The following is a 24,735-nucleotide window of genomic DNA, read 5'->3' as shown; positions in this document are numbered from 1 at the left end:
ATGGTTTATTCAGTTCTACTTTTCTAATATATTTTCCTTGTTCTCGATAACTTTTATCCTTTTCTTATAGACCCTCTTGGGTTTAGGTTTGTCGATAAAAAAATACATTATATAACCCATAATAAATCCTGTTAACAAACCGCCAATATGAGCAGCATTGTCAATACCTCCGGTAAACCCGATTATTAAATTAATCCCTATAAATATTGCGTTATTTATTAACAACCCCTTTTTGGAATTTGCGTCGGCTTTGTTGGTTGTTAATAAAGCGGTTAGCACACCGTATAACCCAAAGATCGCCCCAGATGCACCAACGCTTAAGGTTGCCGGATGCCACCATATACTGGCAAGACTTGCTAACAACCCACATAAAATATATGCAATTATAAATTTCGCTCTCCCTAAAATAGGTTCAAGGAAAATAGAGACGAAAAGTAGTCCATACATATTAAATATCAAGTGCATTAATCCTCCATGCAAAAAGATATTAGTTAACAATCGCCACCACTGCCCGTTAACCACTGCCGGCCGGTAATTAGCTCCCCAGGCATATAAGTCTTGTCCGTCAAATGAGATAAAACCTAATCCTGCAAAAACCATAATGATAAAAACCAAAATGTTTAATGCAATAATGAATATTGAAACGGACGATTTACTGGTAATTTTTATTGATGAGGCAAATTTATTGAACGACTCCCGCTGACGCTCGAGGCTGTATTCTGGAAGCTTTTTTAATTGCGCATTGTTAAACTTAGGAAAAATCAACATGAGCAACCAAACTCCTGCGCCAATCCCGAATGATTTAAATATCCATCCAAATTTATCTCCGTTTCTTGTTTCGAACGGCTCATTTTTGGCTTCCAGAATTAACGGCTCTGCACCATTATATTGAGGAATTGATTTAATTGCGGCGTAATAACCCTTATGGCGATCATTGTTGCCAATATGGTCTAAGTAAATAAACTGATCGAGGTTTTGTTCTTTGAGTTTATTATAAGTTTCTATTCCTAATTCTTTAAATGCCTGTTCTTTTTCAACGTCACTGCTGCGATTACTAATGCCTTTTGTGTATTCGGTTCCCAGCCATGCCGCGGGCATAATAAAACTACTATTATTACCAGTGTCTATTTGCGGGGCCTTGTCTAAAAGAGGGCAGGCAACATATAGATGAAAAGTTAAATATTCGTTATTTCTGCCACTTACTTCTGTTCTACGATGTACCGTTGCGTGTTGTTTATCTATATAATGGTTTGCAATTGTGTAATATCTTGTGATAGGCTTTTTACTTATTTCGCTAATATTTTCAACCGTTGTTAATTTACCTGTGGCTGTTAGTAAATATTCTTGTAACACCATTGTTGGCACCGAAATAGCCAGGCAAGCCGCAAAAAAATAGAGAAATGGCAAATTACCCTTCTTATCTTTTAATACCAGTAATTTAATCCTTGGCCTTAGCCAGATATAAACAGGTATCACAGGCAGGCAAAATGGCAGCCAAAAGTTAATTAAATCCTCGTTTAAGGCCAATAAAGAAAATTGGTATACAATCAGCCAAATCAAAAACGAATACGATAATATAAAGCCGATTGCCACCAGCAGAAATTGCAGATAGATTAACTTTATCTTGATTAAAAAATAGGCCATTAATAATTGTGATATCGATTTAAATATATCAAAATGATTTTTAACAAGTTAATTTTTCTCAGTTTCTATAGCACTTTCAGTTTCTATAGCCCTTAAGTTATAGAGATCCAGTGTTTTTTGCAATTGCGATTTCATTTGTTTGACTAATATCCTTGGTCGAAGCACTTTCATCTTTGAACCAAACCCTAATAATTCCCGCTCCAGTTCAAAGTTAAGGATCACTTTTATACTGAAAACTTTACCATCGTTTTCTTCACCCAACAGTTTTTGCGTATGATGCAGCGGCTTGGTTATCACATAGGGCGCGTTGGCATTATTAATCCAGAACACCACTTCACAATCGCGCTGCCCAGGGGATTTGGTAACGCCTATTACGTCATTATAGTAAGTAGCAAGATCGATTATTCTGTTCTCCCTATATTTTTCATCCTGTTCTTCTACAGATTGTATCCTGTCGAGGGCCAGATTCAAAAATTGTCCCCTGTTTTTATGCTGTACTCCCAAAACAAACCAGCGGTTGCGGTATTCTTTTAATAAATAGGCGCTAAAGCAAAATGTACTGGCTTCGCGAGCTTTGAATGATTGATACGTTAGGCAAAGCGTTTTTTTAGCAACAATCGCTTTACGGATACCTTCAATATATTCTAGTCCTTTCAGGTTATCATTTTTTTCAAAGTCGATAACCGGCGGACTATGAGTTTTTTGCGAATAGATCTTATCCTCCAGCTTACTCACCATTTCGTTCAGATCGGTAAAATGGTTGAAGCCTTTAAATTGTTTCAGTAAACTGGATACTTCACTTAAAACCTGCATATCCTGTTGGCTGATCGGGCTGTTGGTTATACTATAATTTTTGTCAGCGTAGGTATAATATTTCCGGTCAACCACAACAATAGGTGCCTCGTAGCCCAACTTATTACTGCGCATCATTTCAATATCGGCTTGTACAGACCTCCGGCTTACACCCTTATCAATACCTTCAAATTCATATAAGGCATCAGAACAGGCTTCGATTAAATCATCTAACGTCCATTTTTTATAACGGTTTTGAAGGCAATTGTCAATAGTGCGGTAGCGGATAAGGGCATTGCGATTAACAGGCATAGGCAAATATATTTTATAAATATGGCAATTATTTTTTTACTGCGCAAAAAGACTGCGCACTTGCCATTCACCTTTGTAGTGTTGAAAGCGTGCATTGCTGGATAAAGAGGGCAATGCACGCCACATTGAGGAGAATAACTATATTAACCGTACAATCTATTACCTGATGTTACTAACTATAACCACCACACATTTCCCGGCAGATGACCTGAGCTATTTATTGCACAAACATCCGGGTAAAATACAGTCTGTTGATCTCTCGGCTGGAAAAGCACATATTTTTTATCCGGAAGTAAGTGATCAAAAATGTACAGCTGCCTTATTGCTGGATATTGACCCGGTGGGATTGGTAAGAAGTGCAGGGCCTAAAGGCAACGACTTTGCGTTAGAGCAATATGTAAACGACAGGCCATATGTGTCCAGTTCATTTATGAGCGCAGCTATTGCCAAAGCTTATTCATCCGCCCTTAATGGCAGATGTAAGGACAAACCGGAACTGGTAGATGTAGCTATGCCTTTTACAGTTAAGCTGTCGGTGTTGCCGGTAAAGGGCGGCGAAGGTATATTGCGATCCTTGTTTGAGCCACTGGGCTACCTGGTAAATACCATACAACATCCGCTTGATCCCGCTTTTCCTGAATGGGGCTACAGCCGATATTTTACAGTGGAGTTAAGTAACAAGCTTACCTTACAGCAACTGCTTTCGCACTTGTATGTGCTGATACCTGTGTGCGATAATGACAAGCACTATTGGGTAAACGAGGAAGAAGTTGAAAAATTATTGGCCAAAGGCAAGGATTGGCTGGAAACACATCCGGCTAAAAAAATGATCGTTCGCAGGTATCTGAAAAATCAGCGGTCGCTGGCTAATCAGGCTTTGGGTGTATTGTTAAGCAAGGATGAAATTGAAGAAGCTTTGGAAAACGAGATAATTGTAGAAGCAGCGACCGATATTGAAGAGCCGCAATTACGCATACACGAATTGCGCTTACAAGCAGCTAAAGACGAGTTATTGTTGGCCGGCGCTAAACGGGTAGCAGATTTGGGTTGCGGCGAGGGCAAACTCATCAAACTTTTACAGACCGAGAAGCAATTTGAATTTGTTTTGGGAATGGATGTGAGTTATCGGTCATTGGAGATCGCTAAAGAAAGGTTGAAGCTGGAACGCATGTCTGAAAAGCAATTGCAAAGAATACAATTAATTCAAGGGTCATTAACATACAGGGACAAACGGTTGGAAGGCTTTGATGGTGCAGCATTGGTAGAAGTAATAGAACATTTGGATGAGCCGCGGTTAGCGGCACTGGAAAGATCAGTATTTGAATATGCTAAACCTGGAACAGTGATCATTACCACCCCTAATGCCGAATACAATGTACGTTTTGCAGATTACCAGGAAGGCAAAATGCGACATAATGACCACCGCTTTGAATGGACAAGAAAAGAATTTGAAAGCTGGAGTACCGATCTGGCTGTAAAATACAACTACAATGTGATCTTTAAACCTGTTGGAGAAGTTGATGCTGAAGTTGGGGCATTAAGCCAGATGGCGGTATTTAGCCACCGTGACGAGATAGCGGAACAATTGGTGTAATCACAATTAAAAAGAAAAGAATGTTAACAAATAAAACTATACAAATACCTGAATTATCGTTGGTTGTACTCATAGGTGCTACCGGGTCAGGAAAATCTTCATTTGCCCGAAAACACTTCAAGGCAACGGAGATTGTTTCCTCTGATATCTGCCGTGGCATGGTAAGTGATGACGAAAACAACCAGGCGGCTTCTGCCGATGCTTTTGCATTGGCCAGGTATATTACCGGTTTGCGCTTAAAGAACGGGCTGGTAACCGTAATTGATGCTACCAATGTGCAGGAAGAAGCGCGTAAAGACTGGATAAAACTGGCTAAGGAATACCATTGCCTGCCAGTCGCTATCATATTGAATATGCCCGAAAAGGTTTGTGCGCAACGAAATGCATTGCGACCCGACCGAAACTTCGGTGCGCATGTAATACCGCAGCATATCTCGCAATTAAAACGAAGCTTTAAAAAGTTGAAATATGAAGGTTTTCGCCATATTATCGAATTACGTACGCCTGAAGAAGTTGATGCGATAACCGGTATTGTACGCGATCCTTTATACAACAATAAAAAGGGAGAAACAGGCCCATTAGATATCATAGGAGACATACACGGCTGCTACGATGAATTAACACAACTTTTAGCAGATTTAAGATACATCAACAATGGTGAAACGTGGGTTCATCCCGAAGGTCGGAAAGCTGTATTTGCCGGTGACCTGGTTGACCGTGGGCCTAAAACACCCGAGGTATTAAAGTTGGTAATGAGCATGACTGCTGCCGGCAACGCTTATTGTGTGCCCGGTAATCATGATATTAAATTGATGCGCTGGTTGAGCGGTAAAAACGTGCAGGCCAAACATGGGCTGCAGGAATCTATTGATCAATTAAGCCTGGAAACACAGGAATTTAGGGATCAGGTTAAAAAGTTTTTGGATAGCTTGATCAGCCATTATGTATTCGATAATGGCAAATTAGTTGTTGCCCATGCTGGTTTAAAAGAAAGTATGCAGGGGCGCGGTTCAGGTGCTGTACGCGAATTTTGCTTATACGGGGAAACTACAGGTGAGATAGATGAATTTGGTTTACCGGTTAGGCTTAACTGGGCTGCAGAATATAAAGGCAGGGCTATGGTTGTTTATGGGCATACGCCTGTTCCTGAAGCACAGTGGCTCAATAATACCATTGATATTGATACCGGTTGTGTATTTGGCGGATCATTAACCGCTTTTCGTTATCCTGAACGGGAATTGGTAGCTGTAAAAGCTGCTCAGGTTTACTGCGAGCCAGTAAGGCCTCTGGATCATGGTAAAACCAGTGTGGCAAACTTAACCATGCAACAGGAAAACGACAATGTGTTGGATATAGCCGAATTTACAGGAAAACAAATTGTAGAAACACGCTTGGGGAATAACATCACTATAAGGGAAGAAAATGCTATAGCTGCGCTAGAGGTAATGAGCAGGTTTGCTATCAATCCAAAATGGCTGATCTATTTGCCACCTACCATGAGTCCATCCAAAACCAGCATACTGGATGACTACCTGGAATTTCCGACTGAAGCTTTTGATTATTACAAAGCAGCCAGGATTAGTAAAGTAGTATGTCAGGAAAAGCATATGGGTTCAAGGGCAGTGGTTATCGTCGGTAAAAATGAAGAAGCGATCAGCAAAGCATTCGGAATTACGGGAGAAGGCATTGGTACAGTTTATACCCGTACAGGTCGCGCATTCTTCAATGACAAAGTAACCGAGCAGGCCTTATTAACACGATTGAATGAGGCGTTGATCACTTCAGGATTTTATGATGCTTTTAATACCGATTGGGTTTGTTTGGATACCGAATTAATGCCCTGGAGCGCTAAAGCGCAGGCTTTACTCCAAACACAATATGCGGCGGTTGGCGCTGCTGCAACGCATGCTTTAGGCGATGTGATGGATGCACTAAAACAATTGACTCAAAGGGATGCAGCCGGTGAAGAATTGTTAGCGGAATACAGTGAAAAGCAAAAGGAAGCTAAGCAATTCACTACGGCCTATCAGCAGTATTGCTGGCCGGTAAACAGCCTGGACGATTACAAGCTGGCACCGTTCCATATCTTAGCATCCGAAGGAAAACTTTGGACAAGCGAGAACCACGAATGGCATATGGAGCAGATTAAAAAAATCTGCGCGGGCGATCCTGCTATATTGTTAGCTACCCCTTACAAAATAGTGGAACTAAATAACGAAGCCAGCATCAATGAAGCTACAGAATGGTGGTTAGCCTTAACCGGCAAGGGCGGAGAAGGCATGGTAGTGAAGCCTTATAATTTTATTGAAAAAGATGGTAAAGGACTAATACAACCGGCTATCAAAATCAGGGGAAAAGAATATTTACGGATCATCTATGGCCCTGAATATACGGCCTCTGAAAATATCATCCGCTTAAAATCACGCGGGTTAAACGCTAAACGAGGGTTAGCTATGCGCGAGTTTGCATTGGGAATAGAAGGTTTACAACGTTTCACCGATAAAGAACCGTTAAGGCGCGTGCATCAATGTGTATTTGGTGTGCTGGCTATGGAAAGCGAACCGGTGGATCCAAGATTGTAAAATGAAATAATAATTACGAACATGAAACAAATCATCCTGCAAAAATTATCTAAGCTTGAGCAATCGGAAAATATAAAAATTCTATACGCTTGCGAGTCGGGCAGCCGGGCCTGGGGTTTTGCCTCAACCGATAGTGACTTTGATGTTCGATTTATTTACACCCGGAATGTTAAACATTATCTGAGCATTGAAGAAATGCCGGATGTGGTTGGCCTGCCGGTTAATGAAGTATTGGATATTGGCGGGTGGGATTTGAAGAAAGCTTTAAAGCTATTCCTCAAATCTAACGGCCCCTTATATGAGTGGTTACAATCACCTGTCATATATCGTCAGGACAATGCTTTCGCTGATGAAATGCGGAATTTAATGCCTGCTTATTTTTCCTTACGTTCGGGTGGGAATCACTATTTATCAATGGCTAACAATACACTTAGAGATGATCTGCAGGGCGACCAGGTAAAGTTGAAGCGTTACTTTTATGCGCTGCGGCCGGCATTGGCTTGCCAATGGATAGTGGAGAAACAAACCGTACCGCCAATGGAATTTGATCAATTGCGGGTGTTAATAAGTGATGACAAAGTTCAAAAAAGTATAGATGATTTACTGGAACAAAAAAAGGCCGCCGATGAAAAGGCTTTTATAACACCTTTTGCATTACTTAACGAGTGGTTAACTGATACACTAAATTATTGCAGGGAACAAATGCCGCTAATGCCATCGGAGAAGAAAGACGCAGATAAATTGAATGAAGTTTTTAGAAAATACATACAGCCATGACTTATGCACAGCTAAAACAGCAAAAAGAACTGATCCTGTTGGATTGTATCAGTGGCAGTACGGCTTATAACCTGAATGTTGCCGGTTCTGACGTGGATAAGAAAGGAATCTTCATCATGCCTCAAAAGCAGCTTTATGGTTTTGAGCGACAAGATCAGATTGCTAATGCGACCAATGATGAAGTTTATTTCGAGATAGGTCGTTTCCTTGAATTATTGACGAAAAACAATCCTAATATATTGGAACTGTTAAGTACGCCTGAAGAGCACATATTATTTCGTCATCCGCTAATGGATTTAATCAAACCGAAAGATTTTCTGTCCAAACTTTGCCTGGATACATTCGCAGGATATGCACAAACACAAATCAAGAAAGCCAGAGGCTTAAATAAAAAGATCAATAAACCATTAGATGCCGAACGTAAATCTGTGCTGGACTTCTGCTTTGTGATCCATAACAATGGTAGCATTTCACTAAAGGAATGGCTGAAGGAACATAATTTTAGTCAGGAACAATGTGGCTTGGTGAACCTGGATCATTTCAGAAATGTTTACTTACTGTATCATCAAAAACAGTTAACAGATGGGCGATTTAAAGGAATATCGTCGGGTCCCGATGCTGATGACGTTCAATTAAGTTCTATACCTAAAGGTGTAGAAAACATAGCTGTAATGAACTTCAATAAGGATAGTTACTCCATTTATTGCCGGGAATATAAAGAGTATTTAGAATGGGAAGAAAAACGAAATGAGCATCGTTATCAAAGTACGTTATCACATGGCAAAAGTTATGATGCGAAGAATATGATGCACACCTTTCGGCTTTTGATCATGGCTGAAGAGATCGCCCTATATCATCAGGTTATAGTAAAACGAGAAGATCGCGATTTCCTGTTAAAGATCCGCAACGGAGAATTTGAATTTGATGAACTAATGCGCATGGTTGAAGTAAAGATGGAGGGGATAAAATCAGTTTATCAAAGATCGGCATTACCTGATAGACCGGATATTCACATGGCCGAAGATTTGTTGGTGCAAATCAGGGCGCTTTTTTATAAGGTTAACTATATATAACCTTACTGCAAATGCTCAAACTTATTAAAGTATCAGCAATTTTCGCCAGGCTACCACTACGAGAGCATATTGCCCTTACTTTGTGAACAAGCAATATGATCAATTTTAATTACCACGGTAGCAACTGAAGTATTCAAACACCCAAAAAAAGCAGACCGCAAATCAGATTTAGCACCTGTTTTGCGGTCTTTCTTTTTGCCCAAAAATAGTCCTTATGCTATCAAAAAACTCAACGGAGCAAACAAGTGACTATTTAAATGTTCGCCGCCACCTGAACCTTATTGCAGCGACGGTTGCTTACAAATACTAAAAGTATGGATAGCTAAACAAGCCTTGCCCGAAGTAACCCGTAACCTGACTCTTGATGCCGTTACAGGCTTAAATTATATTTTCCACCCCGAGGATGAAGTGATGTGATAGCAGCGCCGGCAGCAAGGTTTTTTTTAAACGTTCCGGCGATCAAATTGTGTAAACCGGCAGCCCTTACAGAATCTATAGCAGAAACTAATCCCCGCTTATCCGGTGGAAAGTTTAATAACAGCACACTATTACGACCTACAGAATTAAAATAAAGGTCCCACAAGCCAGCAACCGTTTTAACATGGGCATCTTCCTCCTGGTGATAAAACCAGCTTGGACGGATAGAAACGTCTACTTCGGCAGGTACATACGCCGTGCCGTCAACTTCGCCATGGTTTAATTGCGTAATGTGAGCCGCTTCCTCCCGGATAGAAACAGGATTAATCGTCGACCAGCACGGGTCGCCTGATATGCCCGATTCGTTGCCCATCCAGCGGCAATCGGCATATTTGTATGAGTTTTTAGTTCCAAAAACAACACAGTTAGGTTGTAATTTACGTACGGTATCTGCCCAGCGATCATAAAAAGCTGATGTAATCTGATCGGCACCTGCGCCATCCCACCATATTTCCCAGATGGGCCCATAGTTTCTTAATAATTCTGATAACTGCGCCGCATAATAGCCACTATCCATATAAGAGCTGGAAATTTTCAATGATCAAACGGATCATGGGCCTGTAAGGCAAAAGACAGGCACCTGTTGAAATAGATACCAATTGTAAATTGATAAACATACTATTATTATTATGTTTACCAATAATTAAAATCCTGAACAACAAACACATCGAATTTTCCTTTATCTGGGATGATAGCTCGTATTAACTTCAGGTTGCAAATATAACCTTCGCCATAAATTCAAGAATATTCATAAAATGACTACATCAACCAACATAAGATCCGGAGGGCTGGCAACATTTATCATAAAGGTTGCAGGAAATGCTATTCCAGTTGAGTTAAGCGTGCTTTCTGTATATATAGAAAAAAAGGTTAACCGGATCGCCACTGCAAAAATCGTTATTATTGATGGCGTGGCTGATACAGGTAAATTTGATGTCAGTTCGTCAGATACGTTTATTCCAGGTGCCGAAGTTACGGTAGAAGCCGGCTATGATTCGGCAAACACCCTGATCTTTAAGGGCATCATCACCCGTCAGTCCATCCGTATTGATGGGCTGGTCGGCTCGGCCCTCGAGGTAGAATGCCGCGATATGGCTATTAAGATGATCGTAGGCAGAAAAAGCCTTATTTTTTCAAAGAAAAAAGACAGTGAAATTATTTCTTCCATCATCGGCACCTATCCTGGCCTCAGTGCTGATGTTGCTGCAACCCCAACCGACTGGCCGTCGCTGGTGCAATGCTACGTGACCGACTGGGATTTTATACTGGCGCGCGCCGAAATAAACGGTATGATTGTAACAACACTTAACGGCAAGGTAACTGTTGCCAGGCCCGATGCCGATACTTCGCCGGTTCTATCCGTTAAATTCGGTGACGGTTTATTGGCGTTTAATGCCGATTTGAATGCAATTACGCAGTTCGGCAATGTTAAAGCGAGCAGCTGGGATTATAAAAACCAGGCGATCGTTTCTGGCGAGGCATCGAATAATACACCGGGGCCAGGAAATCTCAGCTCGAAAAAACTATCTGAAGTTGTTGGTCTGTCGGATTATCAATTGCAAACTACAGCTCCCGTGGAAAACGCCGATTTAACCGATTGGTGCAAAGCCCAGCTGGTTAAAAGCGCTTACTCAAAAATACAGGGCGAGGCTAGGTTCCAGGGAACTGGGCTGGTGGACCCTGGCAAATTTATAACCCTGGAAGGTCTTGGCGACCGGTTTAGCGGCGACCATCTTATTTCGGGTGTGGTACATAATTTTTCGGACGGCAACTGGATTACAGAAGTGTCAATAGGACTTTCGCCGGTGTGGTTTATCGAAGAACCCGATATCGTATCGCAACCGGCTTCGGGGCTTTTACCGGGTGCACGCGGTTTGTTTAACGGCACCGTAAAAAAAATGCACGAAGACCCTGACTCGCAGTACCGTATCCTCGTAGATGTGCCGTTGTTTGACCAGAGCGGCGCAGGTATCTGGGCGCGCCTATCCAATTTTTACTCCACCAGCGGAGCAGGTATATTTTTCATGCCCGAAGTAGGAGACGAAGTAGTATTAGGTTTTTTGAACGAAGACCCTCGTTACCCGGTAATATTAGGAAGCATGTACAGTGATTCCAAATCGAAGCCGTTGAACAGTCTCGAGCCTAATGAAAAAAATTCGATCAAGGCAATTGTAACCAAATCTGGCATCACGGTTCAATTTGACGATGACAATATCGTAGTCACTATTGCAACCCCCAATAAAAACAAGATAATATTGAGCGATAAGGACCACTCCATCACTATTAACGACGAAAACAGCAACAAAATTGAGATGTCCAAAGACGGGATAACTATTTCGAGCTCTAAGGACATCAATATAAAAGCCGATCAGAAAATAAACATAACGGGCAACCTGGGGATAAAAGCGGAGGCACCATACGGAGACGTAGAGATAAGTGGCGTTAATATAAAAGAAACAGCCGAAAACCAGTACTCGTCGGAGGGCGGTGGAACGGCTGAGATAAAAAGCGGAATGCAATTAACGCTGAAAAGCGCAATGATAATGATAAACTAATATGCCACCAGCAGCCAGGTTAACAGATTTTCACCAATGCCCGATGATGAGCCAGGGCGTACCGCCAATACCACATATAGGGGGCCCGGTAATAGGCCCGGGGGACCCCACCGTATTAATTGGCGGACTACCTGCTGCAAGGGTCGGCGACATGCTGTTTTGCGTAGGGCCGCCTGATTCCATTGTAAAGGGATCGGCAACGGTAATTATAGGTGGCGTACCGGCGGCAAGAATGGGCGACCAAACTGCCCACGGGGGTGAAATAATGTTAGGCGCTTTTAATGTTGATATAGGCGGATAGGCTATTATAACAATATGGGCTATATTTTGGGGAGGATCGGTATAGTCATCCCCCACCCCCTTATTACTTATATCAAATGGTTCACCGATAGCAAATCTTCTAATTTCAATCTTTTCCAGTTACCGCCCGTGCAAAAAAACGCGGTATGGAATCCAAATCGAATCGAAAAACTATAAGATTCGGTGTTGCGCGGCTTCACCATCAGCAGTTTTCTGCTCGCTAAATGCAGGAGATTTTATAATAGATCGCAACCTCCAACTGAGAGCCAGGATTACTTCTTACCCGAAGAACAACAAAGAACACGTTTAGTTCGCATTTTGCGCTACCGCGTTTTGGACGATATGACGTCGCCCCGTATCACAGCTTCCATCAGCCAGTTGGCGTTTGCAGACGAAACAAAGGCGAACGCAGACATCTAAGCGCACTTCGCATAACACAATCTCCCACCGGGTTTCTTTTGTATACATTTACGATATCATGAAGAAAATCACATTAACGTTAATGAAGTATCTTTTTTTTCTTTCCTTCTTCATTATTTCATTTTTTGATGCTACAGCTCAGTCGCAAAATAATTTTAGCTTAGGCTTTGCAGATAGTGTCAGGTCTAACATATTAAAAGAGCAGCGGCAATTGCTGATATACACGCCATATCAAGGGAAAAAATCCCGTGCTGCCGCTAAAGACAATTACCCTGTCATTTACGTGTTAGATGGAGAAAATAATTTCCGCTCCGTTGCAATAACCGTTGAACGCTTGGCCGATATGGGCCTTTGTCCGCACATGATCGTGGTGGGCATCCCTAATACCGATAGAAGCAGGGATCTCACTCCAACAACTGTTGCAAACAATACAGACGGCGTAAAAAATTCCGGAGGGGGTGAACGATTTCTTTCCTTTATAGAAAAGGAGTTAATTCCACACATCGATTCCAATTATCTTACTGCACCCTATAAACTTTTTATGGGCCATTCCCTGGGCGGGTTAATGGTAGTACATACAATGGTTCATCACAAGGATCTGTTCAACGGCTATATCGCTATAGAACCATCAATTTGGTGGGATAGTCACAAAATTTTGAACGAAGCTAATACTGCTATTGAAAAAGATTCCTATGCCAATAAAACATTGTTTCTGGCCATCGCCAATCATATGGAAAGAGGTGTAGATACCACAGCCGTACAGGCAGATACATCAGACCAAACGGAGCTGACAAGGTATAATCTGGATTTGATACATCACGTGCACAAGCACCCCGAAAATAAGCTGCGGTTTAAGGAAGTGTATTACGAGCATGACAATCATCAAACGGTTCCCTTAATAGCAGCTTATGATGCCATCCGTTTTGTTTTTGACTATTATGTATTCCCCAGGTATTCTGAGTATCAAATAACCAACCCAAATTTGCCTTCGGTAATTACAAATCATTACCGCAGGATTACTGAGGAACTGGGTTACCAGGTACTACCTGATGAATCATTGGTAAATAACCTGGGATATTACGCTTTAAGGTCAAAGCAATATAATATGGCCGGGGAATTATTCGCATTAAATGTGCGCAATTACCCTAACGATGCAAACCCTCTGGATTCTTATGGGGATTATTACCTGGCCAAAGGTGACAAGAAAAACGCAATAATTTGTTTTAAAAAGGCGCTATCTATCAAAGAGATACCAGAAACAAGGGTTAAACTGAATTCACTTTTGAAAAGCGCGGTAAAACCATAATAAAGCGACACATTTATATAGATTATGAAAAAATCATTCGCGCTATTATTAAATATTGGCTTCTGGGCTTGTTATTTCATCTTGATCGGTATTCTTTTAGGGCTATATAACAAAAGCAGCCCGCCTGCGGGCGATCATGTGGCAAGAGTGATCAATGCTTTTAAAAACCTCTTTCTTTTTGCCATTCTGCCTTCGGCGATCACCTATATTTCATATTATTTCGTGTTGTTTCCTAAATATCTGCAGCACAGGAAATTTTTACTGGCGCTGTTTTGGGGGTTGCTGATAGCCGTTGGAACAGCAGCGCTCTGCTATATCCTGCATCGTTACCTGATCGAAACCGGACGCGTACTTGACATGGATGATGCCGGTAAAAAGGGCCGTTCTACGGCCTTCAGCGTAATTATGGTGATGACATTCATTGATCTGGTTGCTGGTATTGTGGCTTTGGGCATTAAGGGCTTTATTACCTGGTTATATGAGATCCGGCTAAAGGAGCAGTTAAGGGAAAAGAATTATGAAATGGAAATGGCCCTGGTCAAATCACAGCTTGACCCGCACCTGCTATTTAACACGATCAATAACATTGATGCACTGATCTTAAAGGATGCGGTCAAAGCGTCCGATTATTTGAATAAGTTATCGGGTATCATGCGTTTCATCCTTTATGAAACCAAATCTGAACAGATCTTATTGCACAAAGAAGTGGAATACCTGGAAAAATATATCGCTTTACAAAAAATAAGAACCGCCAACCCCAATTACGTCAAGTTTTCGGTAACCGGGGTGATGGGTAATAAACTAATCGCCCCGATGGTCTTTATCCCATTTATTGAAAATGCTTTTAAACATACCAACAATAAAAAAATTGAAAACGCCATCACTATTGATATCTTTATCAATGATGATAATATCAGATTAGTGTGCGCTAATAAGTTTGAACCGGGTACAAAAACACAGCAGCCTGACAGCGGTTTGGGTAATGAGCTGATCAAAAAACGGCTCGAACTACTTTATAAAGGCAAACATCATCTTCGGGTGGAAAAAACCAATGAATTGTACACGATCGACTTAATGATACCCAATGGATAAGCTTAGTTGCATTATAATTGAAGATGAGCCACTGGCGCTGGAAAAGACAAAGGACTTCGTAGAAAAGGTCCCTTTTTTGCATTTAAGCGCTACGTTTGACAACGCGCTAACCGGGCTGAATTACCTCAATAACAACAAAGTTGACCTGCTTTTTTTGGATATTAATATGGATGAATTATCCGGGATAGACCTGCTGGAAAGTTCCAGGATCAACAGCCAGGTGATCATCACCACCGCCTACCAGGAATATGCCTTAAAGGGTTACGAATTACAGATCACGGATTACCTGTTAAAACCGTTCACTTTCACCCGTTTCCTGCAAGCTGTCAATAAAGCGCAGGATAATTTAAATCAGCGCACTTCAGATAACCCGCCTGATTTTATTTTCGTCAAAACCGAAAACCGCTTGGAAAAGATCATGATCAACGAGATCATCTATATTGAAGGTATGCGGGATTACCGCAGGGTACACACGACCACCAAAAAAGTAATGACCTTGCAGAATTTCAGCGAATTTGAGCGGCTGATTCCGGCCAGCCTGGTATGCCGTGTACATAAGTCATTTATGGTCGCGGTGAGCAAGATCGAATCCATTGAACGCAGCCGGATTAAGATAGCCGATCAACTGATCCCGGTTTCGGATACTTACAAAGATACTTTCTTCCAACTCATCAATAGCAGGGCTTAAATCAAGCCTCCTTTGCAGATGGGAACCGGCCATATGCAGACATCCGGGGGCACTTGGCATAACAGAATTTAGTTACCTAAGTCATTCATATACTTTTGTTTAAGAAAAAAAAACAAAAGAAAATGAAAAAAACCTTACGCACCGGGTTCCTACTTGGTATGATCATCCTTGCTTCTTCGGCTTTTGGCCAAACTACTGATACAGTTAAAACCGCCAAAACATATTTAGACCCGGTGATAAACCTGGTAAGTACGAACCTTAACTACGGGTCTGCCAACAGCGCCCTAAGCGATTATAAAAAGTCTGTACTTGGCGCCCAAGTCGGCGTATCTTTTCAGGCGGGTATCACCCCGGCGTTCTCTTTAGTATCCGAATTGTATTTCTCAATGAAGGGTGGAAAATTGAAGACAAACAACCCGTTAACAATCAACGAATCCACAATACGCTTATACGCCATTGAAGTACCATTGCTGGCGCGTTTTCACTTTAGCGAGTTCCATATTAACGCCGGTCCATCCATCGCTTATAATTTTTATGGTACCCGGAATATCAGTGACAAGACCAGCGACCTGTCATTTGACTCGTCGACAAACGGCTTTAAACGATTTGATGCGGGCCTTCAGGCCGGCGGTGGTTATACTTTTCATACCAAAACAAAAAGGATCACCCTGGACCTGCGTTACAATTACGGCCTTACCAATATTTCTAACGGGCAGGAAATGTACAACCGCAGTTTTATCGTTAGCATCCACGTTTCCAAAGCCTGGAAAACTAATCCATTCGCCAGGAAATGAGCACAAACCGGAAAACCGCACTGGTGGCGGGCATTTGCTACCTGCTCACCTTTGTTTCGATCCCAACCATCGCACTCTATGGCCCGATACATGATCCAAATTTTAAAGGCGCTGCTACCCAGGTATTGATCGGCGTAATACTGGAGATCATCGTCGCGCTGGCCGGCATTGGCACCGCCGTCGCTTTGTACCCGGTTCTCAAAAAGCAAAACGAAGGGCTTGCGCTTGGTTTCGTTGCCACACGCACCCTTGAAGCGGGCACCATCTTCGCAGGTGTCGCTTTGATGCTCACAGCGGTTACGTTGCGGCAAACGGGCACCCTGGTTGTTTTGTATGACCGGATGTTTCTCATCGGCCAAAGTTTGATACCTGCTATTAATGGCCTCCTGCTCGGCACCTTGCTTTACCAATCACGCCTCGTGCCGCGGACACTGCCCGTGCTGGGCTTTATTGGAGCGGCCTTACTGCTCGCTTCCTGGGGCGGCACACTATTCGGGCTCATAGGCAGGGTATCCACGGCTTCAGCGCTAATGACACTCCCTATTGCAACCTGGGAGTTCTCGCTGGGGCTTTACCTCATTATTAAAGGATTTAAACCAAACAACCTATGAAAAAAATATTAAACCATCCGGTCATCCGGATCGTACTGGGCCTGTTGGTCTGCCTTACTGTGTTTGTCGCTACCCAAAATATCAGCGCACGGCTGCTCAAAGACACCGGCAAAGACCTGCGCAACCTGGTTAAAGGCATCCTGGCTTCAAGTGCGGTCATTGGCAGTTACCGCCTGTTCTTTCAGTGGATCGAAAAAAGGGAAATCACCGAACTCTCGAAAAATATCATCAAAAATTTAGCTACAGGCGTTGTTATCGGGGTAAACATTCAATGCCTAACCATACTGGTGATCTACTGGAACCACGGGTTCCATATCGTTTCGGTTAACCCATTTTCCTTTGTCATTATCCCGCTGAGTGTTGCTTTTAGCGTTGCCATTTTTGAAGAGATCATGATCCGCGGTATTGTTTTTAGGATCATCGAAGAAAGGCTTGGCAGTTATATCGCGCTGATCGTCTCGGCAATTATCTTCGGGGCTTTACACTTATTTAACCCCAACGCCAATATTGTTTCTGCCGCTTGCATAGCCATCGAAGCCGGTCTTTTATTAGGTGCAGCCTATATCTACTCCCGCAGTCTGTGGCTGCCGATAGCTATCCATTTTGCCTGGAATTTCATCCAATCGGGCATATTCGGGGCCATCACCTCCGGCAATGAAAAAACTAACAGCCTGATAACAACTAACATAACGGAACCTAAACTCATAACCGGTGGAAAATTCGGGCCTGAAGGCACGATCCAAGCGATAATCTTCTGTATGATTGCAACAAGCATTTTCATGCACCTCAATATCAAAAACGACAAGCTGTTGAAAGGCCGGGTTTGGAATAGTTAATCATTTGTATCTTACGGAAACAATAAAAAACAACCGCCCCCTTACCCGGTGGCTTTCGTCATCCAGCGCATCGCTCATTTCAAAAACACCACGACCATATTTTTCTAAATTCATTTTGCGTTTTTAGTTATTTTTCTATCCCCGATAGATTTTTCAGATCTGTTTTTTCCTCAATTAAAATAAGCGGCATAAACCGACTTTATTCATCGCAACAATCAGGTACGGGTAAAAACGGCTTAATTAAACAAATACCGCACCCCTACCTGCATCGAATAGGTGGAATTTAAGCTTACGTCATCTTTAAATGTATCGGTTATCAGCCGCCCCCCTACCGTAGCCAGTTGAAATACAGGTTTGGTGTTACCGCCAGGTTTTACATCAGGGAGGTTAGCCGGCACCAATATGGAACTGGCATTAACTAATTTTTTCAACCCCCAATTTCTGTTGAGCAGGTTTCCCACATTAAAAACATCCCAGGAAAGCTGGATAGTATGCTTAATCACTTTATTACTGAGTATAAAATCATGCGTAAGTTTAAAGTCCCACTGATTACGCCAGGGCAGCGTAGCACCGTTTCTTTCCGCATAGCTACCTTTACGGGTCCACAGGTATTTATCCTGATCAACATAGTTAAAAAACGCGTTGCTCTGCTGCGCTGCGGTATAGGTAAGCCTGCCCGGCTGGTTTACCGTTAAGGGAACAAAAGTAATTTCTGATGGATTGCGGGGCACGTAAATTAATGACTTGTTGGTGCCATCATGGTTAAAATCCTGGGCATAAGTATAGGAAAAACGACCATCAACAGCCCCCTGATACACGAGTCCCGCGCTTATTTCAAACTTCTTGAAATAGCGTTTACGGTAAATGAGCGACGCTACCACCCGATTCGGGCTCACATAACCTGCGTAGCCCAATTCGGGTGTATTGATACCATTAACAGTTGGTTTGGCGTATAGGGCCGATAGGGTTTGGTCGCCATCACCATCGTTCAAGTTTTTTGCAATACTTTTGATATAGGCTGCCGACATAGAAAAGCTGTTAGAAAATTTTCGTTCCAACTGGAAAGTTGCCGACCAGTAATATCCTCTTGATGAATTGCCCACCACAACCGCGTTAAACGGCGAGTTACCATTAACATCAGGCATACCATCGGCATTTAAGGGATTAATAAAACGCTGATTATTTGCCGCGGGATAAACCAAACGGTTATCAGGATAACCCGCAATATTTAATGGTTTGGGAACAACGAGATTAGCATCGTTAAAAACAATGGCATTAATATCCTTATTGTAAAGCACTTCGATTGTACCGGTGATGCCGACAGGCAGATGCGCGTCAAACCCGATACTGCTTTTCCAGGTTTGCGGCATTTTAAAATCCTTTGATAAAACACTGGTTATAGCGGGCAAACCAGGTTGCTGCACAGATATATCCGGCACATATCGTTGTGGATCGGGGCTGAAGGGGCCTGGTGTATTTTGCCTTCCCTGCCAGGTTTGCGTTACCTGTTGCAAGCCGGAATACCGGGCCTGGCTTATAATCCACACAAAAGGGATGCGCCCTGTAAATACGCCGCTGCCACCACGAAGGCGCAGTTTTTCTTCCTGGTCAAGATAAGTTGAAAAGCCAATTCGTGGCGATAGTAATAGCGATAACAGCGGTAGTTGAGAGGTATGTAAATGCAGGCCGTTGGCAAATGTAAGCGCCGCTATGTTGTTATTTTCGGCAAGGCCTCCCGGAAACCACGGGATATCAAACCTGAACCCGGCAGTGATATTTGAACGTTTGCCAAGTATTATGGTATTTTGTGCAAATAACGCCAGGTTAGCATATTTAAAATGATAAGATGGCTGCACTTTACCGGGGACGGTTGAATAAGTGATGGCATAATCAACCGGCGACTTTCCCGAAACAAAATCATCCCATGAAGCAAAGGTGTAATAGCCTGTGCCAAAAGGGATGTAGGTATTACTGGTGCGGCTATAATCAATCTGCGCACCCGCCAGCCAGTTGCTCTTATTGTGGTTCCAGTTAATGTAATCAATTAGCGAAGCCAACGTTACATTGCGGCTGTTGCCATAAGTAAAAGGCTCATAACCAAACGATGTGAACGGGATTCCGTCTTTTAAAATATCAACAAAAGGAAACGGCTTACTGTCCGACTGGCGAGGTTCATATTGCCGGGTGTAAGAAGCCCGTAAAGTGTTGTAAACACTCATAGTTAGTTTCACATTCCACTCAGCCGCCAATGAATAAAAATTAGATTTGGTACTGAAGTTGGAATTACTAAAAGGCAAAGCATTGATATTGCGGCGGCCTGCCCCCGCCGGAAACGCTGTTAAAGGGCTGCGTGAACCGTTAACTAACTCAGGCCTTACGCTATTCAGTTGATTATACCTGATGCTGAAAGTATTATTATCGGCTATATTCCAATCTATCCGCCCGAGGATCTTTAAACTTTTGTTTTCAAAATTATAGTTGCCGTAACTGCCGGGATCATAGCTATAAGTATTGCGCAGGTAATTACCTATCTCATTCAGTTCGGTTACAGTTGGGCGGGCGGTGTTAGGCCCACTGCCATAGGGCAAATCATTAGTAGCAGGGATCAGTTGCTGCGGGTTATACTTTTCGCTTTCGGTTTCGGCGCTTATAAAATAAAATAATTTGTTAACGATGAGCGGACCGCCAATTCTAACTCCATCCTGGTGGTATGAAAGGCTTTTTTTATCAAATGATGCATCGCCGGCATGATATCCGTAACTGTTTTGATTGCGGTAAAAGCGGTAAACAGATGCCTCCGTTTGGTTGCTGCCCGTCCGGGTTGTGATATTGATAGTGCTGCCGATAAAGCCCGATTCCCAAATGGCATTAAAGGGCGCAACGTTTACCGAAAGCCGGTCAATTGCATCCAATGATACTGGCTGGGCGCCATTCCCGGGCAAATTATCGCCTACACCAAAATTGTTATTAAACTCCGAGCCATCAATAGTGATGAAATTTTGCCGGTAATTACCACCCGCTATTGCAGGTCCGAAAGACTGCGGCGTGAGCCGGATATAATCATTGATGCTTCTTTTGATGGTAGGCAGGCTGCTGATACTTTGCCGGTTGCTTTTTGTAGATGGACCTGTTTCGGCCGTTGTCAAAACCGGTTTGTTTAAAGGCGATGCACTCACCCGTACTTCGGATAGCTGGGTTTGCTTACCTTTTAAAATTACATTCAACACTTCCGGTTCATCCAACCCGAGATAAAAATTTTGCTGTTTAAAGGGTTCGTAGCCGGTGCATGAAACTTCAATTTGATAAGGGCCGCCGGGTTTCAGATCGGGCAGGTAAAACCGGCCTGTCTTGTTGCTTGAACAGCCATATTGGGTTGAGGCCGGCAAATAGGTAATATGAAATACAGCACCTTCTATCACCACTTTATTCTGGTCGCAAATAATCCCTGATAAGCTGCTTTTGGTTGTTTGCCCAAAAAGCAAACACGGAAACAGGATCATGGCCCAAAACAAAAAACACTTTAATTTAAACATGTTATTTAGTGTTACCGGGCATTACAGGGCAATATGTTTTGAGCAGAATAATAAGCAGGTAAGTTTTTTTTCATAAGCTTTGATTTAAACATCAAAAACGGACAGGTAAAACCCGCCCGCTTTTGATAATTGTTTTTATTGTTTGTTTACATTTTATTAAAATGAATACCGCGCGCCCAATTGGATCTGGTATGGTGTACCATTTGCAGTTGTTACGCCTACGTTTTCGTTTACACGATAATTGTATTGTTTGGTTGCCTGGTTAAAGCCTGTAACCGTATACAACGTTTGCTGACCAAGGTTATAATTAACCCCTTTATTCTTGTTAAGCAGGTTGGCAAAGTTGAATACATCGGCGGTGATGGTTAGTTGCTGGGTTTTAAAAGTATGGAAACTTTTAGCTAACCGAACATCGAACGTACCCGAGAAAGGATTGCTGCCGCCGTTTCTGTTGGCTATTTTACCGATGCTTTTTTTGATATAATCTTTAGCACGGTTATCCGGGTTGTTCAGCACTTTTTCCATCGAGGCTTTTACCGCTGCCGGGGTGTTAGGATTATTAGGATCAAAAACGAAAGCCAGGTCATTATCAGTACCCGGACCGCCAACGAAATCGCCGTTGATATCTGAATCAACAGTTAAAGAATAACGTGTGCCGCCGCTGCCGGTAAACCTGCCGCTAAATGAAAACCCTTTCCAGGTTGGTGTAGAACCGTATAGAACGATTTTGTTGCTGAACTGGTTATCTGAATAGTCCATCTCACTCAAATCACGCGGATCTGATTTAATTGGGCGAAACGTAGATGTATTAGCTACGTTACCGTTATAAGATGTATTATCCTTTGTATTATTCCAGGTGTAGCTGAATGACAGGAAACCGTCTTTATAGTACCTGAAATCTCCATCAAACACAAATGCCTGCTGGTTTAGCTTAGCGCCATTGGTCAATTCAAGCGTGCGGCCAACCAACTGTGTTTTACGACCCTGAACGTTATCGGTAACACCTGATGACGATATGGTATTGGCAGGTACAAACACGCCACGGTTAGCTTCGTTTGAAAGCGTAAAGTAAGGCTGATCAGCCAGGTTGCGGTCCAGGTAAACATAATTGTTATTGGTGCGGCTCACCAGGAGGTTTACACCTAAGCGAAGATAATCGCCAAACATGTGGTTATAGCTTAAGTTGGCTTTATAGATGGTAGGGATCTGTAAATTTGGATCGTTAAGGTTGATAGTGGATACCGTTGGCGCGCCGGCGATTAAACCTGGAGCCGTAGACGGATCATTACGATAAGCCGGGAAGTTTGGTTTAGGAACCAAATTCGGGCCTGTATTTGATCTTGTAATATCAATAGAGGCCACTTTGGTACCGCTGTTTTGAATATTGTTTACCTGCGCGTAGTTAATTGGATTGGCAGAAAAGATACCGCCGCCTAAACGGATGATGTCGGTCTTTTCACCCTTTACATCCCATGAAAACTGAACCCTTGGCTGGAAGTTATTCCAATCTGTTGGGTTTGCATCGGTCCTTAATCCTAAAGCTTTATCAACTATCGGGTTATATTCGCCCTTGGTTAAATAACTGGTAAGATCCCAGCGCAGGCCAAAAGTGGCGCTTACATTTTTCACAGGCTCAAACTGAACCTGGCCAAATGCCGATAGGTTTAACACATATTGCTGTACCGATGGGATGCCGGCAATAGGCACCTCACGCACAAAACGTGTAGGGTTCAGGTCATCAAACTCTTTAATGTTATTAAAAATGAACCTTCCGTTTTGTTCGTTGGAAATATAGGTATTAAGGTAGGTAAGTGTATTATCGGTACCAAATGTAAAGTTGTATTTACCTTTTGTAAGATAACTGGTATTCACCAATTGCAATTGGTTTTCCAGATCGCTCTCTGGCGTAAAACGCTGACCGCCTAATTGTACCGAAGTACTGCCGACAGTTCCGTTTGGTAAGGTAGAACGTACCGTAACAATAGCACGGGGAATATTAGCCGATGGAAGCTGATTGTTTGGCGTATAATCACGCTTGGCGCTTTGCCATTGCAATTTCAGCTCATTCAAAAAACTGGAGCTAAACTGGGTACGCAATGATGCCAGCGTGGTGTTTTCGCGCGATTTGAAGTTACCGTATGTTTCAAACAGGTTAATATTGGAGTTATCATCCGTACTGTTAGGGTTATTCCAGTCGCTGTAATTGTTCCTGATAGTTAAACGGTTTTTATCATTGATCTGCCAGTCAATACGGGCAAAAAAAGTATTGGCAGTAGTTTTTCTTGGAAACTCACCAACTTGCGGGCCGCTACCCAAACCATATTTTGCACGGCCGATATTGATTACGCTATCAAGCATACCTTTACTAATGCGCAGGGATATAGCATCAGCATCTGACTTGATATCAGCAATATAAAACGGTGCAGACTGCTCCTGGCGATCAAGCGCAGTAAAGAAGAATAATCTATCTTTAATGATGGCGCCACCTAAACTAAAACCATATTGATTTGTAGTAAAATTTTGTTGGCGCTTATTACCGCGGATATCATAAGGGCTGGCTAAAGCATCTGAACGATAATAATCAAAAGCCGAACCGGTAAGCGTATTGGTACCTGATTTTGTAACCGCGCTAACTGTACCGCCACCTGCACGGCCCTGTGATACATCGTAAATATTGGTTGATACCTCAAACTCGCGAATAGCCTCCAGCGACAATGAGTAAGGACCACTACCTACCGCGCCTGATGTTAAGTTACTGCGGGCGCTGGTACCATCAATCAAATAATTAGTTGATGAAGGCAACTGGCCACTTACCGAGCCGCCGTTTGATGTTGGGGCAAGCGAAAGCAAGTTGGTGAAATTACGATTCAACGCCGGGATCTGCTGAATGGTACGCGCATTAATGGAGGTGCTGCCTCCTAAACGATCATTGCGGCTGCTTAAGGCGTTGGCTTTAACCACAATTTCTTTTAGCCCGAGTGTGTTGTTTGACATTAAAAAGTCTGCAACAACCCTATCGCCCTGATTAAGGGAAATTTCGTTTTTAATTTGCGGGTCATAACCGATGAAAGATGCTTTAACCACATATTGCCTGCCTAAAGGCAACTGGCGGAAACTGTATTTACCTTCACCATTGGTAACACTTGTTGAACGGAAGCCATTTGAGCTATTTTGAATAGCAATGGTTACGCCAGGCATACCAGCGCCTTTGTCATCCTTTACCTGGCCGGAAATGGATGCATCAGTTGACTGGGCGTAAGCTGTATTGCCTGCTATTAAAAAAAGTATCACCATTAGTGATGTTGGGATCTGGATAAGGAAATTTCTTTCCAATATTTTTTTTCTTATT

General features: G+C 42.7%; 17 protein-coding genes. 12 read left to right on the top strand and 5 right to left on the bottom strand.

Features of this window, described 5'->3' with window-relative positions; all coding sequences use genetic code 11:
• Positions 1 to 15: 15 nt before the first annotated feature.
• Both AC1DYB_RS22130 and AC1DYB_RS22125 read right to left on the bottom strand, forming a co-directional pair.
• A complete protein-coding gene (locus AC1DYB_RS22130) occupies positions 16 to 1,476 on the bottom strand; it encodes a rhomboid family intramembrane serine protease (RefSeq protein WP_477438068.1) in 1,461 nt (486 codons plus the stop codon).
• Positions 1,477 to 1,692: 216 nt separating this feature from the next.
• Positions 1,693 to 2,748 carry a helix-turn-helix transcriptional regulator gene (locus AC1DYB_RS22125; RefSeq protein WP_477393507.1) on the bottom strand — a complete coding sequence of 352 codons (1,056 nt, stop codon included), beginning with the start codon at positions 2,746 to 2,748 and terminating at the stop codon, positions 1,693 to 1,695.
• Positions 2,749 to 2,914: 166 nt separating this feature from the next.
• Here AC1DYB_RS22125 and AC1DYB_RS22120 point away from each other — a divergent pair, with 166 nt between their 5' ends.
• Genes AC1DYB_RS22120 through AC1DYB_RS22105 form a run of 4 tightly spaced genes read left to right on the top strand, consistent with a single transcriptional unit; the run spans position 2,915 to position 8,774 of the window.
• Positions 2,915 to 4,342 (top strand): 3' terminal RNA ribose 2'-O-methyltransferase Hen1, encoded by a 1,428-nt coding sequence (locus AC1DYB_RS22120; RefSeq protein ID WP_477438066.1) that lies wholly within the window; start codon positions 2,915 to 2,917, stop codon positions 4,340 to 4,342.
• A gap of 20 nt (positions 4,343 to 4,362) precedes the next feature.
• Positions 4,363 to 6,924: a polynucleotide kinase-phosphatase gene (locus tag AC1DYB_RS22115; RefSeq protein WP_477438064.1), complete on the top strand. Its 2,562-nt coding sequence runs from the start codon at positions 4,363 to 4,365 to the stop codon at positions 6,922 to 6,924.
• Between the two features lie 21 nt (positions 6,925 to 6,945).
• Positions 6,946 to 7,701 (top strand): nucleotidyltransferase domain-containing protein, encoded by a 756-nt coding sequence (locus AC1DYB_RS22110; protein ID WP_477438062.1) that lies wholly within the window; start codon positions 6,946 to 6,948, stop codon positions 7,699 to 7,701.
• Positions 7,698 to 8,774: a DNA polymerase beta superfamily protein gene (locus tag AC1DYB_RS22105; RefSeq protein ID WP_477438060.1), complete on the top strand. Its 1,077-nt coding sequence runs from the start codon at positions 7,698 to 7,700 to the stop codon at positions 8,772 to 8,774. The genes AC1DYB_RS22110 and AC1DYB_RS22105 overlap by 4 nt, the downstream gene beginning before the upstream one ends.
• 370 nt (positions 8,775 to 9,144) lie before the next feature.
• Here the strand turns inward: AC1DYB_RS22105 and AC1DYB_RS22100 are convergent, their stop codons facing one another.
• Positions 9,145 to 9,789: an alpha-L-fucosidase gene (locus tag AC1DYB_RS22100; protein ID WP_477438058.1), complete on the bottom strand. Its 645-nt coding sequence runs from the start codon at positions 9,787 to 9,789 to the stop codon at positions 9,145 to 9,147.
• Positions 9,790 to 10,006: 217 nt separating this feature from the next.
• On the opposite strand from AC1DYB_RS22100, the gene vgrG reads away from it, so the two are divergent.
• From vgrG to AC1DYB_RS22060, 8 genes are all read left to right on the top strand, one after another.
• Complete coding sequence (gene vgrG, locus AC1DYB_RS22095) at positions 10,007 to 11,806, top strand: type VI secretion system tip protein VgrG (protein ID WP_477438056.1); 1,800 nt, start codon at positions 10,007 to 10,009, stop codon at positions 11,804 to 11,806.
• Position 11,807: 1 nt separating this feature from the next.
• A complete protein-coding gene (locus AC1DYB_RS22090; protein ID WP_477438054.1) occupies positions 11,808 to 12,107 on the top strand; it encodes a PAAR domain-containing protein in 300 nt (99 codons plus the stop codon).
• A 477-nt stretch (positions 12,108 to 12,584) separates the two neighbouring features.
• Positions 12,585 to 13,832 (top strand): alpha/beta hydrolase-fold protein, encoded by a 1,248-nt coding sequence (locus AC1DYB_RS22085; RefSeq protein ID WP_477438052.1) that lies wholly within the window; start codon positions 12,585 to 12,587, stop codon positions 13,830 to 13,832.
• 24 nt (positions 13,833 to 13,856) lie between these two features.
• Positions 13,857 to 14,924 (top strand): sensor histidine kinase, encoded by a 1,068-nt coding sequence (locus AC1DYB_RS22080; RefSeq protein ID WP_477438050.1) that lies wholly within the window; start codon positions 13,857 to 13,859, stop codon positions 14,922 to 14,924.
• Positions 14,917 to 15,612, top strand: coding sequence for a LytR/AlgR family response regulator transcription factor (locus tag AC1DYB_RS22075; RefSeq protein WP_477393489.1), 696 nt, complete (start codon positions 14,917 to 14,919; stop codon positions 15,610 to 15,612). The genes AC1DYB_RS22080 and AC1DYB_RS22075 overlap by 8 nt, the downstream gene beginning before the upstream one ends.
• Positions 15,613 to 15,734: 122 nt before the next feature.
• Entirely contained in the window at positions 15,735 to 16,406 is a 672-nt protein-coding gene (locus AC1DYB_RS22070; protein ID WP_477438048.1) for a porin family protein, read from the top strand.
• A complete protein-coding gene (locus AC1DYB_RS22065; RefSeq protein WP_477438046.1) occupies positions 16,403 to 17,017 on the top strand; it encodes a DUF4386 domain-containing protein in 615 nt (204 codons plus the stop codon). Before AC1DYB_RS22070 ends, AC1DYB_RS22065 begins: the two co-directional genes overlap by 4 nt.
• Positions 17,014 to 17,853, top strand: coding sequence for a lysostaphin resistance A-like protein (locus tag AC1DYB_RS22060; RefSeq protein WP_477438044.1), 840 nt, complete (start codon positions 17,014 to 17,016; stop codon positions 17,851 to 17,853). The genes AC1DYB_RS22065 and AC1DYB_RS22060 overlap by 4 nt, the downstream gene beginning before the upstream one ends.
• A 236-nt stretch (positions 17,854 to 18,089) precedes the next feature.
• On the opposite strand, the gene AC1DYB_RS22055 is transcribed toward AC1DYB_RS22060, so the two are convergent.
• Positions 18,090 to 21,386 (bottom strand): TonB-dependent receptor, encoded by a 3,297-nt coding sequence (locus AC1DYB_RS22055; RefSeq protein WP_477438042.1) that lies wholly within the window; start codon positions 21,384 to 21,386, stop codon positions 18,090 to 18,092.
• 156 nt (positions 21,387 to 21,542) lie between these two features.
• Entirely contained in the window at positions 21,543 to 24,719 is a 3,177-nt protein-coding gene (locus AC1DYB_RS22050) for a TonB-dependent receptor (RefSeq protein WP_477438040.1), read from the bottom strand.
• Positions 24,720 to 24,735 lie beyond the last annotated feature (16 nt).

This window comes from Mucilaginibacter sp. P2_A4, assembly GCF_056405015.1.
This window is presented reverse-complemented; position numbering and strand designations above follow the sequence as displayed.

Bases quoted from the DNA above. Each gene is read 5' to 3' on its own strand.
- AC1DYB_RS22085 (WP_477438052.1), top strand. From the start codon at position 12,585: ATGAAGAAAATCACATTAACGTTAATGAAGTATCTTTTTTTTCTTTCC.
- vgrG (WP_477438056.1), top strand. From the start codon at position 10,007: ATGACTACATCAACCAACATAAGATCCGGAGGGCTGGCAACATTTATC.
- AC1DYB_RS22070 (WP_477438048.1), top strand. From the start codon at position 15,735: ATGAAAAAAACCTTACGCACCGGGTTCCTACTTGGTATGATCATCCTT.
- AC1DYB_RS22060 (WP_477438044.1), top strand. From the start codon at position 17,014: ATGAAAAAAATATTAAACCATCCGGTCATCCGGATCGTACTGGGCCTG.
- AC1DYB_RS22080 (WP_477438050.1), top strand. From the start codon at position 13,857: ATGAAAAAATCATTCGCGCTATTATTAAATATTGGCTTCTGGGCTTGT.
- AC1DYB_RS22075 (WP_477393489.1), top strand. From the start codon at position 14,917: ATGGATAAGCTTAGTTGCATTATAATTGAAGATGAGCCACTGGCGCTG.
- AC1DYB_RS22090 (WP_477438054.1), top strand. From the start codon at position 11,808: ATGCCACCAGCAGCCAGGTTAACAGATTTTCACCAATGCCCGATGATG.
- AC1DYB_RS22065 (WP_477438046.1), top strand. From the start codon at position 16,403: ATGAGCACAAACCGGAAAACCGCACTGGTGGCGGGCATTTGCTACCTG.
- AC1DYB_RS22120 (WP_477438066.1), top strand. From the start codon at position 2,915: ATGTTACTAACTATAACCACCACACATTTCCCGGCAGATGACCTGAGC.
- AC1DYB_RS22125 (WP_477393507.1), bottom strand. From the start codon at position 2,748: ATGCCTGTTAATCGCAATGCCCTTATCCGCTACCGCACTATTGACAAT.
- AC1DYB_RS22105 (WP_477438060.1), top strand. From the start codon at position 7,698: ATGACTTATGCACAGCTAAAACAGCAAAAAGAACTGATCCTGTTGGAT.
- AC1DYB_RS22115 (WP_477438064.1), top strand. From the start codon at position 4,363: ATGTTAACAAATAAAACTATACAAATACCTGAATTATCGTTGGTTGTA.
- AC1DYB_RS22110 (WP_477438062.1), top strand. From the start codon at position 6,946: ATGAAACAAATCATCCTGCAAAAATTATCTAAGCTTGAGCAATCGGAA.
- AC1DYB_RS22055 (WP_477438042.1), bottom strand. From the start codon at position 21,386: ATGTTTAAATTAAAGTGTTTTTTGTTTTGGGCCATGATCCTGTTTCCG.